The following is an 18,593-nucleotide window of genomic DNA, read 5'->3' as shown; positions in this document are numbered from 1 at the left end:
CTCCACCCCCCTGAAACGTTGGGAAAGTTTTAGGTTTTGACCGTTTATCTTAATATAGGTTTATACTCACAATGCATCGAATCGCCGCAACTCCGGGAGGATGGAACCCTCAAGATGAAGGGGTGGTTATCCTCGAACAAACTCCAGCCCCTATCGTTATTCTCACCGCAGCCGATACAGATATTCAAACCTTAGCGGCAACTCTCCCCCATCTTCCGCCCCAGTTTCCCGATATTCGGGTGGCGAATCTGTTGCACTTGGTGCAGCAACTGTCGATTGATGATTATGCCGAGCGGGTATTGCAGCACGCGCAGGTGATTGTGGTGCGTTTGTTGGGAGGACGGGCTTATTGGTCTTATGGCTTGGAAGTGGTAAAGGAGTTGGCTGAAAATCAGGGCATTGCTTTGGTGGTGATGCCTGGTGAAGATGCTCCAGATATGGAGTTGATGAGCCATTCGACGGTTTCTTTGCAGCAGGTTAACCGATTATGGCGCTATTGGAGCGAGGGGGGCGTGGAAAATATTCGCAATGGGTTGTTGTTTTTAGCGGGTTCTGTAAGGGTGGGTTCCGCTACGGGGCATCAAACACAAACTATTTCCCCTTCTCACCAAGATACAGCACTTTCCACTATTATGAGCCAGAAAGATCCCCCTAAATCCCCCTTAAAAAGGGGGACTGTTCCTGCCCCCCTTTTTAAGGGGGGTTGGGGGGATCAAAAGGCCGGGCATAGCAGCGAAAACTGCTCTATTGGTGAACCCGCCCCTACCATTGGGTGGGAAGGCGAAAATATTGCTGAACCGAAACCCATCCCAAAAGTGGGCGTATTACCGCAAAACCAAGCTTTAGGGCAAAATTGGCCAAAAGTGGGAATTCTCTTCTATCGTGCCCATTATTGCGCCGGAAATACGGCTCCAATTGAGTCCCTGTGTCAGGCTTTAGTGCAGCGCCAGTTAACACCGGTTCCTGTTTTTGTGTCGTCTTTGCGCGATAATGCTCCGCATCGCTTGGGCGATCGCCACTGCCAAGAAGAAATTCTACACCTGTTCCAACCTCCAGACAACCCACCCATCCAAGTTCTGCTCAATACCACCAGTTTCGCCATCCAATCCCTACAAAATACGGGTAGGGGCGAAAAATTTTTCGCCCCTACATTTTTCTCGACATTAGATGTCCCCACCCTACAAGTCATCCTCAGCAGCTCCACCGTCGAGCAATGGCAACAAGGCAACCGGGGACTCCTACCCAGAGATGTAGCCATGAATATCGCCCTACCGGAAGTAGACGGCAGAATTATCACTCGCGCCATTTCCTTCAAAGCCACCCAAACCTATAACGAGCAACTGCAAACCGATGTAGTGCAATATCAACCGGTTGCTGACCGAGTGAACTTTGTAGCTGACTTAGCCAAAAACTGGGTGAAACTGCGGCAAAAACCCGCAAAAGAGCGCAAAATTGCCCTGATTTTGGCCAATTATCCCACCCGTGACGGACGACTGGCGAATGGGGTGGGGTTGGATACTCCCGCCAGTTGCGTGCAGATTTTGGCGGCTTTGCAACAGGCAGGATATGAGTTAGAGGATATTCCGGAAACGGGGGATGATTTAATTACTCGCTTAACCGCAGGGGTGACGAATGACTGGGAAGGGAATGAGATACGGTTGAATCGTGGGGGAATGGGGGAATGGGGGAATGGGGAGATGGGGTTATCTCTGTCTCAAGATGATTATGAACAGGCGTTTGGGCAATTGCCGGTTGAGGTGCAACAGGGTATTAATAACCGATGGGGTGGTATTGGGGATGGTGGTGTAGGGGCGGGTTCATCAATATCTGGATGGCAAGACGATATGACTCGTGAACCCGCCCTCCCGGAACGTTGGGTTACACAACCCATGACTTCTTCTTCGTACCCAGATGTAAGGGCGGGTTCACAAACATCTGGGTGGGAAGACCAAAAATTGGGTGAACCCGCCCCTACGGGGTTTGCTATTGCCGGGTTAAATTTGGGGAATGTGTTTGTGGGTATCCAACCGTCGCGGGGATACGATCTAGACCCAAGCTTAAATTACCATGCGCCAGATTTAGAGCCTACGCCCCATTATCTGGCTTTTTATCAGTGGATTAAAGACATCTTTCAAGCGGATGCGGTGATTCATGTGGGCAAACATGGGAATTTGGAATGGTTACCCGGCAAGAGTTTAGCCCTGTCTGAGTGCTGTTATCCGGAGGTGGCGTTAGGGACAATGCCGCACTTGTACCCGTTTATTGTGAATGATCCGGGGGAAGGTTCGCAAGCGAAACGGCGATCGCAAGCCGTTATCCTCGATCATCTTACCCCACCCCTGACTCGCGCCGAACTCTACGGCCCCCTGCAACAACTCGAAACCCTCGTCGATGAATATTATGAAGCCGATAGTTTAGACCCTTCCAGACTACCCGCTATCCAATCTCGAATTACCGCGCTCATCCGTCAAGAACATCTCGACCAAGATTTAGGTTTAACTCCAGAAGACTTAACTGGGGTTACCTCGCAACTTTCCACCCGCATTGATGGCTATCTGTGCGAACTCAAAGAAGCCCAAATTCGCGATGGTCTACATATTTTCGGTCAATGTCCCCAAGGGCGACAACTGCGAGATCTAATCGTTGCCATCTCCCGCTCCCGTCCCCAGGGAATTACCCGTGCTTTAGCGGAGGATTTAGGTTTAGACTTTGACCCCCTCACCACTGACCCCACGACGCGGTTGGAGCCTCCGGTGGTGATTGAAAACAAAACCTATCACCAAGTGGGGGATGTCGTCGAGCAACTAGAAACATTAGCGGCAAATTATGTAGACCAATTATTGGTAGGGGCGGGTTTCGCTTCGCGACATGAAACACCAACCATCTTGTCTTCCCACCCAGATATGGGTGAACCCGCCCCTACAACGGAAAAGGAACTCACCTGGATTGCCGAAACCCTGTATCCTCAACTACAAGCCACCCGGCAAGAAATTACCAACCTCTTGCGCGGACTAGACGGGCGCTACATTGCCAGTGGGCCATCGGGCGCTCCCACGCGGGGACGGGCGGAAGTTCTGCCAACCGGTCGTAATTTTTACTCGGTTGATATTCGGGCAATTCCCACGGAAACGGCTTGGGGAATGGCGCGGAAGGCGGCGGAAGCGTTGATTGAGCGCTATACCCAGGAAAATGGGGAGTATCCGAAAACACTGGGGTTGTCGATGTGGGGGACTTCGGCTATGCGGACAGGAGGGGAAGATTTGGCAGAGGCTTTATGGTTGTTGGGAGTGCAACCGGTTTGGGATGGGCCGTCTCGTCGGGTGGTGGATTTTGAGGTGGTTCCGGTGTCAGTTTTGGGACGGCCGAGGGTGGATGTGACGTTGCGAATTTCGGGATTTTTCCGGGATGGGTTCCCGAATTTGATCGATTTGTTTAATCAGGTGGTGGAGAAGGTTGCAGCATTGGATGAACCGGAAGAGGAGAACCCATTAGCGGGGACGGTGCGCCGGGAAACCGAGAAATGGCGAGAGTTGGGGTTAAGTGAGGAGCAAGCAAGGGAGCGATCGCATTATCGCATGTTTGGATCGAAACCGGGCGCGTATGGGGCCGGGTTACAGGGCCTAATTGAGTCGCAAAATTGGCGCTCCGATGAGGATTTAGCCCGCGCTTATCTGAATTGGAGCAGTTACGCTTACACGGGGCAAGGGGACGGTCAAAGTGCGCCGGAAGTTTTTGCCCAACGGTTACAAGATTTACAGGTGGTTTTGCACAATCAAGATAACCGCGAACACGATCTATTAGATTCGGATGATTACTATCAGTTTCAAGGGGGATTAACGGCAGCAGTGCGGTCATTAAAGGGAGAAAATCCTACGGTTTATTTTGGCGATCATGCGGTGATGAATCATCCGAGAATTCGCACGCTACAAGAGGAAATTAACCGGGTATATCGATCGCGAGTCATCAACCCCAAATGGATCGCCGGTGTGATGCGACACGGGTATAAAGGAGCCTTTGAAATGGCGGCTACGGTAGATTATCTGTTTGCCTATGATGCCACCACTCATTGTGTGGCGGATCATATTTATGATGGCGTAAGCGAGGCGTATTTACTCGATCCGAAGGTACAGGAGTTTGTGGAAAAGCACAATCCTTGGGCGCTGCGAGATATGGCAGAACGCTTATTAGAGGCGCATCAGCGCGGTTTGTGGACAAGTGCGAGTGCGGAAAGGGTGGATGAGTTGAGGGCGATCGTCCATCAAGCGGAGGCGAATATTGAGTAGAAGGTGAGTAGAAGGGGCGATCGCTACTGGTTTAATCCCAATATCCCCACATTAAAGCCCCATATTGAAGAGTGGACAGGAACCAATTGAAACCATTTTTTTCAACCGGTGCAAACCGTCGTGGTTTCAAGTCCACTTCATGCTTCACTCCCACCAACCGATTCCCTTTTCCATATCGCTTAAATCGGCGAACAAACGCGGATAAACCTTGACCAAAATCATGATAAACCACTGAGGGTAAAGCATAGGATAATTGACCCACTTCAGAAAGTCGAAACCCCAAATCAATGTCCTCACCGGCGGCAATTTGAATCTGTCCATCAAATCCTCCAATTTCTGCTAGAGCAGGTTTCCAGATGAGAGTATTGGCAGTAATCAGATAATGGGGACGCAGATCCCCCAATTGATCCTGGACTGAAGGGGGAATCAGAATTTCTTGAGAGTTATAATAAGCAGAGAGTCGATCGTGGTGCAAGGGTTTAACATTACCGGCATAACCCACTGCACCATTGAGCATCGTTTGGTAACCAGTTAAAAAGCTGGCGGTGGGAATACAATCACTATCTGTGAATAAAATCCATTCTCCTTGAGCCTGTTGAATGCCTAAATTTCTGGCACTGGCTGGGCCGATCGCTGGACATTGAAAAAGTTTAATCGGTAAGCTAAAGTGACGAAACTCTTCTTTAATGACAAGGGGAATGGAAGAATTGTTATCAATAATCAGAATTTCACAAGGATAATTTTCTGGGGAATGGGAATCGAAAAAATAGAACAGAAAGCGATCGATTCCGGGTTGATTATCTTTGACGGGAATGACTACGGAAACGCGATCGCAGGCTAAAGTTAAGGGAGACTGAAGGTTAAGTTGGCGCTCAGGAATAAAGTGACTATAGATCAGTGAGGTCATGCTGTATGATTGGAGAATTAAATACCGATGATTAGCTGGTATTGCACCCGGTATACTGCCACGCAGCAAGATTTAGGAATAGACTTTGATTAAGGCATATTCCTAGAGATGATCTCTAAATTAAGTGGAGTGAATTCTAGATTGGTTTAGGTTAGCAAGGAATGAGACTGTAGGAGTCGTCTAAAAGTTTCTTCATCGATTTTGGGGGCATCTATGAAGGGCGATGAACCTGGTTCAACACTGCGGCTAATTCTTGATGATCGTTATCGGTCATACTGATTATTTTTATACCTATTTACTTTTCAGGGTGGGTAACTGGTAGATTTGGTAAGGGTTACAGCCTACGCGATCGCGTTAGCACTGTTAGGCGTAATGAGTTCGAGTCTCTCTCCAAGGATTATATCAAATCTTGCATTTTTACTAATATAGCTATATAGTGATATTAGAAATCAAAAATTTATTAGCTCGCCTCTGGTTAGGGCGAGATCAGTACACAAGCAAGCTTTGGAGAAAAAACGATGACAGACGTTGTGGTAATTGGTGCAGGTTTAGGTGGACTGCCAGCAGTACATGAATTACGCAGCTTACTACCCAAGAGCGATCGCGTCACCCTCATTAGCGATCACTCCCACTTTACCTTTATCCCTGGATTAATCCGAGTCGCCCTAGATATGGCTTCTCTGGAGTCCATTCAAATCGATCTCGAACCCCATCTCAAACGTTTAGGCATTGAATGGATTAACCACAAAGTCATCGATCTCAACCCCCATACCCAAACCATTACCGTAGAAGGCGGGCAAACCATTAATTATGATTATGTAGCGATCGCCACCGGAGCCTCCTTCGCCTTTGACGCAATCTCTGGCCTCGGCCCCCACGGAGGCTACACCCAATCCGTTTGTACCCCCGATCACGCCATCCATGCACGAGAAGCCTGGTTAAAATATTTAGAAAACCCCGGGCCCATGGTTGTCGGAGCCATGCCCGGAGCGGGCTGTTTTGGCCCCGCCTACGAATTCCTCCTCATGGCAGATTGGGAATTACGCCGTCGAGGATTACGCGATCAAGTCACCCTCACCTATGTCACCCCAGAACCCTACATCGGTCACCTCGGCGTAAATGATGTCAAAAACGCCCAAGAATACACCAGCGAATTGCTCGAAGAACGGGGCATCCAAACCATTACCAATGCCGAAATTACCCACATTAGCCCAGACACCGTTACCCTGAGAACCGGTGAACAACTCCCCTTCAGCTACTCCATGATATTACCCGCCTTCCGGGGAGCCACATTCCTGCAACAACTCCCAGACATTGCCAACGCCAAAGGCTTTATTCCCGTAACCCCCACCTATCGCCATCGGGACTTTCCCTCCGTCTATGCCCTAGGAGTAGCCGTTGCTCTCGACCAACCCGATCAAACCCCCATTCCCATCGGTTTACCCAAAAGTGGAGCCATGACCGAAGCCATGGCCGTAGCTGTAGCCCATAATATTGGTGTAGCCAGTGGAGCCATTTCCGCTCCCTTCCAGCGCCCTACCCTAGAATCCGTTTGTTTAGCCGAATATGGAGATACAGGCATTGTCTATGTCGCCATTCCAGTATTGCCCGATCCGAGTTTAGGAGAGCGCCAAAACTCCTATGCTCTTAAAGGCCATTGGGTCGTTTGGGCCAAGGAACTCCTGGAATATTACTTTATAGTGAAAATGAAATGGGGTTTAGGAGTGCCCTGGTTTGAACGCTTGGGACTGCGGATATTATTCCAAGTCAATATTGCCAAACCCTACATCGAACCCCAATTCATGACTAATGGGTAGAGTTATATCTAATCCTTAAAGGTTTGCTACCAATGAGCTGAATTTAATGGCTCATTGGTAACATTTTGTTTAGATTGGGCATCAGAGCGGGCATCCTTATATGCAATTCTTAGACAATTGTTCATTCAACTTGGCCTAGGTTAAAGTAGACATAAGGGAATTGTTTTGTAAGTAGCCTGGATATAACCATGACTTCACCCCTGATCAAAAAATATAAACTTGCCTTTGAAAAATATTGGTTAGCGATTCCCATTGGCCTGATGGTAGGGGCGCTTGGGGGTGGAGGATTTGCAGTGCTTCAACCCCCCCAAGGTCTTCCCAGTTATAAATTTCAATCGGTCTTGCAAATCACTACACCTCCAGTAACGATCTCCGAAACGGGAACCGCTATCCAGGCCCAAAGCCAAAAGCTCGAAGAGAACGCCGAAGAATTGCTCTTAACCGGTGAAGTCTTAGAAACGGTTGCCAATCATCCCAAAATTCAGATTAGCCCTAGGGAATTGCAGAAAGCGGCTTCAATTCGGGACAATAGCCGAACCCCTTCCCTACTCTATGTGTCGGTAACTTGGGATAATCGATCCCATGGCAGACAAATTACGGATGTGTTGGTGCAAGAGGTGATTCAACAAAGCCGTCGCCTCAATACGAGTCGCTTGCGCTCTATTATTCAAACTCTCAATGAGCGCTTACCCAAGGTGGTTGAAGAGCTGCGTAAAGCGGAAAATGAGCTAGAAATATTTATTCGGCAAACGGAATTTGCTGAAATTAAACGGACTCAGTTGCCAGGCGCAATTACGCAAAATGAACAGCAGCAGCGACAGTTGGAATTGCAAATTGAAACGGTGGGGACTCAGATGGGGAGTTTGCAACGACAGTTGGGCTTGAATCCGGATCAAGCTTATGCCTCAGCCGCCTTAAGTGCCGATCCAATTATTCAACGGTTGCGGGGTCAGTTATATGAGTTAGAGTCTCAGGAGTTGTTGCTCAGTCAAACCCTGCGGCCGGATAATCCGCAAATGGTGGAGTTAAGGCGACAATTGTCCTCAGCAGAGAATTTGTTAACGGCGCGAGCGGCTGAGGTGATCGGGGGCGATGGATTAGCGGCTCCTTTGAGAAGTGGCGAGCAAATTCGTAAGGATAGTAGCCTCGATCCGGCTCGGCAGGCGATCGCCCAAGAATTGGTAGGACTGAAAACCCAGAAAGAAACCTTAGAGAAAGAATTGGCAGTCGCCAAAACCATTGCCGCAGAATTGAAACAAGAATATGCTGGGTTGCCCAATACTCAAGCAGAACGGGCGAGATTAGAACAACAGGTGGTCTTGACCAAACAGTTTTATGACACCATTCAAGCTAAACTGATTGACGCTCAAACCGCCGAAGCGGAAACCGTAGGGAATTTAAACATTGCCCAACCTCCCCGACTGGCGGAAACGATTACTCCTCCAGCACCTTTACCGATTCTGCTGCTCCTACCGGCTGGAGCAGTTGGGGGCACAATTTTAGGCGCAGCAGCTATCTTTGGCTTGGGTATGGTCTTCGCTACCACTATGCAAACCGTGGAAGATATTCAAGCCTTTGTTACGGAGCGGGAAGTCGAAATTTTGGGAATTTTACCCTTTGTGGAAGAGTGGGATACTTCCGGAGCAGAAGTGCCGCTTATGCTCTCTCGCCATTCCCCCTATTTGGATAGTTATGAACGGTTCCGCTCTACATTGCGGCAAGTGGAAGAAAAACCGAAAGTGGTCTTGGTTACCAGTGGCGATCGCCAGGAAGGAAAAAGTGTCACCGCCTATAATTTGGCGATCGCCTCCGCCAGAGCCGGAAAACGTACCCTCCTCGTCGAAGCAGACCTACGCAACTCCTCCAACGCCCACAACCTCAACGTTGTCCCCGATCCCGATACTCACTTAGAACCCCTGCGCTACTACAGCCAAATTAGCGACTGCATTCGCCTGGTTCCCAACATTGAAAACCTCTACATTGTCCCCAGTTTCGGCCCCTATCAATATGCAGCCGCCGTCGTCGAATCCGCAGAAATGCGCCTTCTGCTCGAAGATGCCCGTAAACGGTTTGATTTTGTCGTAGTTGACGCTTCTGCCCTCAATGTCTGTAACGATCCTCTGATTTTAGAGCGCTATACCGATGGCGTAATCCTCGTTACCCGTGCCGGCTATACCATCAGCGACCATCTAGCCGATAAAATTGACCTTCTAGAAGAATCCGAGGACTACAGCTTATTGGGCATTGTTATTAATGCAGAGGAAATGAACATCCAGCCCCTACCTCCACCAGCGATCGAAACCCCCGATCTCAATGGAGACCTTGAGTCTGAAGCTATCCTGAATGAGGGGAATGGCAGTCATGCCTTCCCAGGTAATGGTCATAATGGTCATAATGGTCATAATGGTCATAATGGCCATAATGGTAATGGCAAAGCTCCAACACCACGACCTGGAGAAAAAAGCACAAAACGATAACATCACCGAGCCGGATGAAGCGATTCTCTGGAGAAAGAATCAACAAGGGTTTAATATTTTATGAAGAGTTTTCAGATACAATAACTGGGCAAACCCTTACGCCTATGCGATCCCAGGAGCGCTCTTCACCTATCCCAAGCGTTGAACCCAATGACTCAGTTCAAAACTGCCTTTACCATCTTTTTAAGCCTCATTGTTGAAGCTTTTCCCTTTCTGTTGCTGGGAGTCTTGCTTTCTAGCGCCCTTCTCTTTTTGGTTGATGAGCGCAAACTCCTCAACTTGATTCCCAAACACCCCTTACTCGGAGCGTTGGCAGGAAGCGCCATTGGCTTTCTATTTCCGGTGTGTGAATGTGGCAATGTCCCCGTTGCTCGCCGGTTCTTGCTTCAGGGATTTCCCCCTTCTGTGGCAGTGGGCTTTTTGCTGGCTGCACCAACGATTAATCCGGTGGTGATTTGGTCAACTTGGACTGCATTTCGAGACCAACCGGAATTGGTTGTCTTTCGGGTTATCTTTTCCCTACTGATTGCCACAGGAATTGCTTGGATTTTTAGTTCACAAGCGGATTTGCGCCCCATGTTGCAACCAGGAATGGTGCGTTTAATGCCTGCTGCTGATTCTAGCGGTTCTAATTTTAATTCTGACTTTGATGAAGAGAAAGATGAATCCTTGTCCCTCTTGCAATCGGGAACCTATATTCTTGGCGAACAGGGGAAACGGGTACGCCTGGATGAGTCAAGTTGGGACGCAACCCAATTATCTCAGGATTTGGTTAAACAGCCTTGGTCTTATCGCGGACGCTTGTTTATGGACAATACGCTGCAAGAGTTACGGGAGTTGGGGGGAGTGTTAGTGATTGGCAGTGCGATCGCCGCTATCATTCAAGTAGGAATGCCCCGCGATCTCATCTTAGCGGTCGGTACAGGCCCTGTCAGCTCAATTGTTGCCATGATGATTTTAGGCGCAGTGGTCTCCATTTGTTCCACCGTTGATGCCTTTTTTGCCCTCTCCTTTGCTTCCACATTTACCAGCGCCTCATTACTGGCTTTCCTGGTCTTTGGGCCCATGATTGATATCAAAAGTGTGGGGCTGATGTTGTCCATGTTTAAACCCAGGCCTATCATCTATTTATTGGTTTTAGCCGCCCAGTTAACCTTTGTGTTGACGTTCTTATATCACATGGTGGATTAATTATCAAGGATGATGAATAAATTAAGTTTGCCTCAACGTTGGCTGCCCACATTAGATGTGGTTACCACGGGATTATGGGGATTTTTATTAATCAAATTATGGATCAGTGGAGAACTGAATTTACTGATTCATCCAGCCTACCATTGGCTGATCGTTATCGCTGGAATCTGTTTACTTGGACTCAGTGCAGTCAAGGGAGGGCAACTGTGGAAACATTACCAAAAACGTTTGGTTGACCGTCCTCGAAATTCGGGTGGTTTGAAGGAGCATGTTACCCTATTACCCCAGGGTTTCAGTTGCTATCTGTTGTTGTTTACAGCAATTGTTGGTCTAACGGTTAGACCCCAAGCGTTTACTTCTGAAACGGCTTTGAAACGAGGAGTGAATGATTTTATCCCAACTACGGAAATTACACCCCAGTCATTTACAACTGTGACAAGACCAGAGGATAAATCTTTGGTGGAATGGGTGAGGACTTTGAATGTGTATCCCGAACCGGATGCCTATACGGGGCAAAAGGTACAGGTAAGCGGGTTTGTCATTCATCCTCCAGATTTTCCCCCCGAATATAGTTTGGTTGCTCGGTTTATTATTACCTGTTGCGCGGCAGATGCTTATCCGATTGGTTTACCGCTTAAGTTTCCGGAATCTGGCGAAACCTATGCCCAAGATAGTTGGATTGAAGTAAAAGGGGAAATGGCGACAGAAGTTTTAAATGAGGAGCGCAGGTTAGTGATTGTTGCCCAAGAAGTTCAGCCGATTCCTGAACCTAGAAATCCTTATAACTATTAACGATTATCCATGAGGAAAAGAATGAATATTCCCAATTATTTAATCAATTTTTACACCGCAAAGATCGAACCCAAGGTGAAAGATTGGCAACCCCTAGATCGCGTAGTAATTGGGATAATCATTATACTGTTTTTCATCATGTTGATCTTGGTGATGACTGGCAGAAATGCTGCACCTAGGGTCAGGGCATTTACTTGGCAAGATCAAACGATTACGGCTCAAGATAAGGCGTTTATTCTGCAATTTAGTCATCCCATGGATCGGGCAAGTGTAGAAAATAATCTCAAAATAGAACCGTCGTTATCGGGTAAAACCAGTTGGGCAGGGCGGCGCATGGCCTATACCTTAAATAAGCCTGCACCCTATGGAACACAATTTAAGTTACAAATTGAAGGGGCTAAAGATCAATATTCTGATGCTCAAAAGGGTACGACGATTAAACCCTTTGTCGGCGAGTTTAGAACCCGCGATCGCGTGTTTGTCTATATTGGCAATGAAGGAGAAGAGACTGGGCGCTTAATTCTGTATAACATGACCCAAAATCATTTAGAGATGCTCAGTCCTGCGAATCTGGTGGTCATGGACTTTGAGCCATATCCCGATCGCGATCTTATCCTCTTTTCCGCCAGAGACACCCTAGAAGAGAACGACGAAATCATCGAGCAAAAACTCTATACCGTCACCACCGGCTTAAAACCTGGGCAAAATCCCAGTATTGTGGATGCAGTTTTAGACAACGAAACCTATCAAAACCTGGCCTTCGATCTGTCTCCGGATGGCAAAACCATCGTCGTACAACGGGTCAATCGTGAAGATCCAAGCGACTTCGGACTCTGGCTGATTCCGGAAAAAGGAGACCCCTATCCCATGGAAAACCAACCCGGAGGAGAGTTTTTAATTACTCCTGATTCCCAGGCTTTAGCCCTCTTACAAGGAGAAGGGGTAGCCTTGCTTCCCCTCTATCCGGATGACTCCGAACCGACGAACCAACCCCTAGACTTTCTGCCCAAATTTGGGCAAGTTCTCAGTTTTGCCCCCGATGGTTCAGCCGCCACGATGATCAAATTTAACACGGATTTCACGCGATCGCTCTATCTCGTCACCAACCAAGGAACCGAAAAAGAACTACTCAAAACCAACGGATCGATTCGAGAGTGCGAATTTGACCCCACCCAAACCACCCTCTACTGTCTCCTCTCCAAACTCTTACCCGGAGAACTCTACCAAGAACTACCCTATATTACCGCCATTAACCTCGAAACCACAGAGCAAATCCCCTTAGTCGGTTTGCCCAATCAACGGGAAATCCACATGAATTTATCCCCAGATGGGGTTGCCCTTCTGTTCGATCATAATCAAGTCGATGCTCCCGAAGAACCCTCCAATCCCCCCGCAGACGAACCACAGAGCAAAAACAGTAATCTTTGGATACTACCGATTATCGATGCCCAAAAACTGATGGAAGACCCCCAAATTAAGCCTGAAGTTCTGCCCTTAAAAGGATTCCATCCCCAATGGTTGCCTTAAGAGTCTGCTCTAATTGTGTTCTAGCTTCCTCCTTTGATAAACCCGTTGACAGTACACTAGGGGAGATTGGAGTAAAAGCTCCGGTCAAGGAAAACCCGATTTTACTCCAGTTCAGGGAACCCATCACCAGTTTTCATGGAAACACAAGAGCTACTCAATCGCTATCGACAAGGAGAACGGGATTTTGCCCATGTAGACCTCAGTGGCGCTCACCTCAGTGGCGCAAATTTACGTCAAATTGATTTGACTGGGGCTGATTTAACCGGAGCCAATTTAACGTGGGTATCCCTTAATGAAGCCAATCTTACAGGAGCCTGTTTTCGACATGCAGATTTAAGTAATGGGGTTCTAACCAGTAGTCAATTAAAGGGTTGTAATTTCAGTGGAGCAAATTTAACGAAGGCAGATTTACGCTTATCTCGAATCCAGGAAGCAGAACTTAATTGGGCAACCCTCACAGAAGCGGATTTGACCAGTGCCGATTTACAAAATTCGACGTTAGATCAAATTAATTTGGAACGGGCAAAGCTAACGAGTGTCAATTTAAGCCAAACCGAGTTAATGGAAGCGAATCTGCGCCAGGCGAATTTAACGGGGGCGAATTTAACGGGAGCGAATTTACGGGAGAGTCATTTAGAGGAGGCCAATTTACGCAATGCGATTTTGGTCGAGGTGAATTTAACCGAGGCCAATTTACTTAACTGTTGTTTGCGATCGGCCAATTTAAGTCGAGCTGATTTACATCGAGTGATTCTTACAGGGGCAGATTTAAGTGATGCCATGTTAGATTATGCTGATTTGAGTCGGGCGGATTTGGCCGGAGCATATTTACTGAAAACAAGTTTTAAGAATTCTCATTTATTGCGGACGAATTTAGAAGATGTTTATCTGTTGCAAGGAAATTTAAGTCATGCCAATTTACGGGGGTCGAATCTCAGACGGGCAGATTTAAGTGGATCGTATTTGAGTGATGCCAATTTGGGAGAAACGGATCTGACCGATGCTCTGTTATTGGAAACTCGCCTGATTCGGACAATTTTAGATGGTTGTAATTTAACGGGTGCGTGTATCCAAAATTGGAAAATTGAGGGAGTTGATTTATCTAAGGTAATCTGTCGCTATTTGTGGAGACAATATAATTTTACGACGAAAAGTCCTACCAGTCGCTATCCAGTAAATCGAGATTTTGAGGCGGGAGAACTGGGGCAAGAGTATCAAGAAAGTAGTACGACGATTGAGGTTTTGTTTAATGAGCCGCCCAATTGGGAAGTTTTGATTTTGACCTTGGCAGAATTGCAACAGGAAAATTTAGAGCTGCATTTAACGATTGAATCCTATGTGCCGATGGATCATCAGTATTTGTTAAGGTTATTAGCGAATCATGTGGTGAATGCCAAAATACTTTCTGAACAGATTTTAAATTTGTATCCGGAAGTTAAGGAACGGTTTACACTGTGTCGCCAGCAATTATTGAGTCTTTTGAAACATCCCACTTTACCGGAATCTCGACCAGTGGTGAATCCGAGTCCCCCACCTCCTCCCCCTCCAAAGCCGATGCTCGATCGCCAACAACAACTCTATCAGGAGACCTCGAAGCAGATTAAGTCGATTCTGTTTTCCCAACTGCCGGAGCAGTTTGTAGCCAATATTGAACGGTTGTTAAATTATTTGAAAGAGGAAGGTATTGCTCTAGAGCAGCTCCAGAAAAAGGTGATTGTATCTGCCATTGTCCAGAGAGCGCAACAGGATGAGGCGTTTCGCAATAGCTTGATTCAGTGGGAAAAGAAGGCTTCCCCAGAAATGCGGGTTTCCATGATGGGGAAGTCGGTGCGGGTGGCGATCGCCATTTTATGGAAAAAGCAGAAGCAGGAAAACTCATCCGAGTAACCAGAAATTCAGGAAACCCTTGATAATTAATAATCAATCACTGATAATTATCTTAATGGGCCAAAGCGCCTAAGCAAGGGACGCAAACTTAGCCAACTCAAGGGGGGATTTAGCCATGGCAGCCAGTGAGGACTTCAAAATCGCACTCAAAGCAGGCAGAATCAAAGATGCTCTACAAATCGCTCTGAGTGAAGCGGTTGAACTCGATATTAAAACCTGGGTTGCCGACGGCGTTCGCTATGAACGTGCTGCTAATCCGGAACCTCAAGCCCCAAACCCTTCATCTGAGGCTATTTCTGGTTATCGGATGCGAACTCGTATCAACATCATTGAAGGGAAAATTGATACTGAAGTAGGGAGTAACTTTGTGGGGAATGGCCCCTATACTGAGCTAAAAGACTTTCATCTGAGTCAAATTGACGAAAGCCGCGATATCCTGGAACAGAACTTAGATAACCTAGAGCAGCTCTTTGCTATCTTGGCCGCAAGCATGAAGAAAATTTCTTCGGCACAAGCGGCTCAACTCTCTAGCTCTAAACCCTCCAACCTACTCAAGGGTAAATAGATGGGTTTTTGAGAACTGTATCAAACTTGTGCAAATTCAGATAGCATAGACAGGTGTTTAGGTTTGCTCAAATGGGGTCGAGTATCGGCTTCCGGCATCGATTAACGAGGAACTATCATCATGGCAGCCACTGACGACTTTCGGGAAGCGATCAAAGCAGGAGAACTCCTCGACGCTTTGAAAACCGCCTTAAGTGAATCAATAGAACTGGAAATCACGACTTGGATCTCCTTAGCCGATCCCTATAACGTCAACCCAGATGAGCAACCGGAAGCCCAACCTGGTTATCGGATGCATAGCCGGATTAATATCGTTGATGGCGAAATCGATACCGAAGTGGGGAGTCACTTTGTTGGGAATGGGCCCTTTACTGAACTGCGAGAGTTCCACATTAATCAGATTCGCTCGAGTCGCCAAATCATTAAACGCAATCTTAATAGTATTCAAAAACTGTTTGGATTATGGGCAGAGATGCAGCAAACCGAGTTTGAGACGGTGGTGACTCATCTCGAAACAGTCGCGGGTCAAAAGAATGAGAATGAGCCTTCTTCAGAGGAAGACTCAGAAACAGTGGATTGGGAGGTGGAAGTGCCTCCCGTGCCGGATACGGGCGAGGAAATGGGCGATCGCCCCCCAGAAGCCTCCCAACCCTCCTCAGAAGACTCCGAAGATGACTTTTTTGACTCTTTTGATACTCAACCGGTTGACACTGAACCTCAACCCCCCTCAGATCCCCTCGATGACATTTTTGGGGAAACTGAACCCCAATCCCCCTCAGAGAGCCAAAAACAAACGGATCTCAGCCTAGAAACCATTGCAGCAGCAGCCGGATTTACCGCCGCCGCCGTTGCGGTGACCTCAGCCGCAGAAGCGTCTGAACCCGAAGAACAACTAGACGATCGCTCGGAAGATAAGCTGAGTACAGAACCCTCCAATGAAGAAACCCAAGATCTAGAGATTGAATCAGAAGAACCTCTAGATGATGAAGAAGAAGAGATCATGAGTGCCTTTGATGCGACTTACTCAGATGCTGCTCTATCGGATCTAGAGGGAAGTTCAGAGGCGATCGCTGTTGAGGCGATCGAAGACCCCCCCTTAATCCCCATTGAAGACTCTCCAGAAATCCCCGAACTCAACACAGACCTAGAATCTTCAAACCTAGAAACTGAAACCGATTCCCCCTTACCCAGTGTCGATTCCAGCTTAGATCCAGAAGATGATGAGATCATGGCTGCATTTGATACTGGTGATTCCGAAGTTGGCTCGGAACAATTAAGTGTAGAACCTGACCTAACCCCTTCAGAATTAGGAACCTTACCCGTCATCGATGCAGTCCCATCAGAAACCGAAAGCACTGATTCATCTTTATCTGAAATAACTGACACTAACGATCAAGATTTCTTAGAAAGCTTCGATACAGAAGAAGAAACAACTGATTCCTCCATAGATTCCCTACCCACCGATACCCAAGAGTCATCGGCTGAAACTTCTCAAAAATCTGAAGAAAGCTTACCCGATCTAGAGTCTTCAGACGAAGATGATATTATGGCAGAGTTTGATGCTCAATATGGCTCTACCACCCCAGAAACAGCCACAGAATCTTCTGCTGATACCCTGTCTCAAGAATCTTTAGAAGAACCCTCGATAGAGACAGAAGGAACTTCAGAAACACCAGAATTCAACGAAGCTTTGCAAGAAGAATTCTTTACAAGCGAAGAAGATATATTTTCTGAACCTCAATCCACTTCAGAAACTTCCGTATTTGAAGAATCGGTAGAAGAGGAATTGGTAGTAACGGAAGAAGATCCGTTTGCAGGTGAAGAAACTTCAGAAGAAAAATTAATCGTCACAGAAGAAGATCCGTTTGCAGGTGAAGAAACGTCAGAAACGGAAGGATTGTGGGAGGAAGAAGAATCAGCAGAAACGCCGGTGTTTGAAGAATCCTTAGATGAGGAGTTAGTGGCAACGGAAGAAGATCCGTTTGCGGATGAAGAAACGTCAGAAACGGAAGAATTGTGGGAAGAGGAAGAATCAGCAGAAATGCCGGTATTTGAAGAATCGGTAGAAGAGGAATTAGTAGTAACGGAAGAAGATCCGTTTGCAGGTGAAGAAACTTCAGAAGAGGAATTAATCGTCACGGAAGAAGATCCTTTTGCAGGTGAGGAATCTTTAGAAGAAGAATTAATCGTCACGGAAGAAGATCCTTTTGCAGGTGAAGAATCGGCAGAAACGGAAGGATTATGGGAAGAGGAAGAATCAACAGAAATGCCGATATTTGAAGAATCGGTAGAAGAAGAATTAATTGTAACGGAAGAAGAACCATTTGCAGGTGAAGAATCGGCAGAAACGGAAGAATTGTGGGAAGAGGAAGAATCAGCAGAAATGCCGGTATTTGAAGAAACTTCAGAAGAAGAATTAATCGTCACGGAAAAAGATCCTTTTGCCAGTGAAGAAACTTCAGAAGAAGAATTAATTGTAACGGAAGAAGAACCATTTGCAGGTGAAGAAACTTCAGAAACGGAAGGATTATGGGAAGAGGAAGAATCAGCAGAAATGCCGGTATTTGAAGAAACGGTAGAAGAAGAATTAATTGTAACGGAAGAAGATCCATTTGCAGGTGAAGAATCGGCAGAAACGGAAGGATTGTGGGAAGAGGAAGAATCAGCAGAAATGCCGGTATTTGAAGAAACGGTAGAAGAAGAATTAATTGTAACGGAAGAAGATCCATTTGCAGGTGAAGAATCGGCAGAAACGGAAGGATTGTGGGAAGAGGAAGAATCAGCAGAAATGCCGGTATTTGAAGAATCGGTAGAAGAGGAATTAGTGGTAATGGAAGAAGACCCGTTTGCAAGTGAAGAAACTTCAGAAGAGGAATTAGTGGCAACGGAAGAAGACCCATTTGCGAGTGAAGAAACTTCAGAAATGGAAGGATTGTGGGAGGAAGAAGAATCAGCAGAAACACCGGTGTTTGAAGAATCCTTAGATGAGGAGTTGGTGGAAACCGAAGAAGATCCGTTTGCGGGTGAAGAAACGTCAGAAATGGAAGGATTGTGGGAGGAAGAAGAATCAGCAGAAACACCGGTGTTTGAAGAATCCTTAGATGAGGAGTTGGTGGAAACCGAAGAAGATCCGTTTGCGGGTGAAGAA

Annotated in this window: 10 protein-coding genes; 9 read left to right on the top strand and 1 reads right to left on the bottom strand. The window is 47.0% G+C overall.

The annotated features are described in order from the left end of the window. Nucleotides 1-71 precede the first annotated feature (71 nt). The gene (cobN, locus tag PMG25_RS00885) at nt 72-4,283 is read left to right on the top strand and encodes a cobaltochelatase subunit CobN (RefSeq protein ID WP_283765027.1); all 4,212 of its coding nucleotides are present in this window, start codon (nt 72-74) and stop codon (nt 4,281-4,283) included. Between the two features lie 31 nt (nt 4,284-4,314). Here cobN and PMG25_RS00880 read toward each other — a convergent pair whose 3' ends face one another. Further along, complete coding sequence (locus PMG25_RS00880) at nt 4,315-5,190, bottom strand: glycosyltransferase (protein WP_283765026.1); 876 nt, start codon at nt 5,188-5,190, stop codon at nt 4,315-4,317. Between the two features lie 518 nt (nt 5,191-5,708). Between PMG25_RS00880 and PMG25_RS00875 the strand changes: the two genes are divergently transcribed. From PMG25_RS00875 to PMG25_RS00840, 8 genes are all read left to right on the top strand, one after another. After that, nucleotides 5,709-7,007 carry an NAD(P)/FAD-dependent oxidoreductase gene (locus tag PMG25_RS00875; RefSeq protein WP_283765025.1) on the top strand — a complete coding sequence of 433 codons (1,299 nt, stop codon included), beginning with the start codon at nt 5,709-5,711 and terminating at the stop codon, nt 7,005-7,007. A 188-nt stretch (nt 7,008-7,195) separates the two neighbouring features. Next, nucleotides 7,196-9,484: a GumC family protein gene (locus tag PMG25_RS00870; RefSeq protein WP_283765024.1), complete on the top strand. Its 2,289-nt coding sequence runs from the start codon at nt 7,196-7,198 to the stop codon at nt 9,482-9,484. Between the two features lie 150 nt (nt 9,485-9,634). Continuing rightward, nucleotides 9,635-10,675 (top strand): permease, encoded by a 1,041-nt coding sequence (locus tag PMG25_RS00865; protein ID WP_283765023.1) that lies wholly within the window; start codon nt 9,635-9,637, stop codon nt 10,673-10,675. Nucleotides 10,676-10,684: 9 nt separating this feature from the next. Next, entirely contained in the window at nt 10,685-11,467 is a 783-nt protein-coding gene (locus PMG25_RS00860) for a TIGR03943 family putative permease subunit (protein ID WP_283765022.1), read from the top strand. Nucleotides 11,468-11,488: 21 nt separating this feature from the next. Beyond that, on the top strand, nt 11,489-12,994 hold the full coding sequence (locus tag PMG25_RS00855; protein ID WP_283765021.1) for a hypothetical protein: 1,506 nt from the start codon (nt 11,489-11,491) through the stop codon (nt 12,992-12,994). Nucleotides 12,995-13,129: 135 nt separating this feature from the next. Further along, a complete protein-coding gene (locus tag PMG25_RS00850) occupies nt 13,130-14,881 on the top strand; it encodes a pentapeptide repeat-containing protein (protein WP_283765020.1) in 1,752 nt (583 codons plus the stop codon). A gap of 115 nt (nt 14,882-14,996) precedes the next feature. Next, the gene (locus tag PMG25_RS00845; protein ID WP_283765019.1) at nt 14,997-15,446 is read left to right on the top strand and encodes a hypothetical protein; all 450 of its coding nucleotides are present in this window, start codon (nt 14,997-14,999) and stop codon (nt 15,444-15,446) included. Nucleotides 15,447-15,566: 120 nt separating this feature from the next. Beyond that, nucleotides 15,567-18,593, top strand: a 3,027-nt coding sequence (locus PMG25_RS00840; protein ID WP_283765018.1) for a hypothetical protein, incomplete at its 3' end; no start/stop codon positions are given.

The organism is Roseofilum capinflatum BLCC-M114 (assembly GCF_030068505.1).
Taxonomy (GTDB): domain Bacteria; phylum Cyanobacteriota; class Cyanobacteriia; order Cyanobacteriales; family Desertifilaceae; genus Roseofilum; species Roseofilum capinflatum.
This window is presented reverse-complemented; position numbering and strand designations above follow the sequence as displayed.